This is a genomic window from Streptomyces albidochromogenes, from assembly GCF_005981925.1.
Classification (GTDB): domain Bacteria; phylum Actinomycetota; class Actinomycetes; order Streptomycetales; family Streptomycetaceae; genus Streptomyces; species Streptomyces albidochromogenes.
Genome location: NZ_VBVX01000664.1, coordinates 1 through 962 on the forward strand (window position 1 = coordinate 1; position 962 = coordinate 962).

Here is a 962-nt window from a genome sequence, read left to right on the forward strand (position 1 = left end):
CCTCTTCCAGCGCGTGGACCAGATCCGTCAGCCTGCGCGCCAGCGCGGGCGGGCCGTGCACCCGGTGCAGGAGCAGCAGGGACTCCACCACCGGCCCGACGCGGTGGCGCTCCAGGAGGAAGGGCCGAGCGGCCGCAGGTGCCCGGGCGGGCTCGGCCGGGGCGCCCCGCAGCGAGATCAGGGCCGCGTCGATGTCCAGGTGCTGCCCCTGGAGCCAGTCCGCGAGCGCCGCGTGGGCGAACCGGTAGCCGTCCCCGGCCGGCACCAGGAGGCCCTCCGTCAGCACCGCCGACGCCCAGCCGGTGCGCGACGGGAAGATCTCCTCGAACGACGCGCGGTCCAGTGCGCCGCCCCCCGGCCCCAGGCACCGCCGCGCCGCCTCGTGCACCTGTCCGGCGACCTTCGCGGCGAGCCGCCGCACCGCCGAGCCCCGTGGAACGGGCCTGCGCGCCACCGCGAGCCGTACCGCGACGCGCAGGCACACCAGGTCCAGGTACGCCGCGTACACGTCCTCGCGCGAGGGGCGGCCCGGTGCCCCGCCCGGCAGCGCTTCGCGTACTTGTGCCAGCAGCCGCAGCGTCAGGGGGTGCCGGGCATCGGCGGGGTCCGCGAGCGTCCCGTCCGGGATGCCGTACCGCTCGCGCGCGGCGGCCGCCCCGGCCTCGCTCAGGTTCCCGGTCCGTACGGCGCCGGGCAGCCCCGGGAAGGGCCGCGCCGGCCGGTGCGCGGCGCCGGCGGGGAACAGCGGGCCGGCCGTCTGCCAGTACTCGGCCCGGCACGCCACCACCAGCCGCGCCCCGGTCTCCCGCAGCCAGCCCGCCGTCCCCGCCGTCCATTCGGGCAGCCGGTGCAGCAGCCCGGGCGGCATGTCCTCCGGATCGTCCAGCAGTACGAACAACGGCCGCCCCGCCGCCTGAGCCGCCCGGGCTGCTGCACCGGCTGCCCGAATGGACGGCGGGGAC

The 962-nt window shown here is 78.5% G+C and carries 1 pseudogene; it reads right to left on the minus strand.

The window, feature by feature from the left end:
• A pseudogene (locus tag E2E34_RS34650) lies at nucleotides 1–962 on the minus strand (serine protease); the annotation flags it as partial.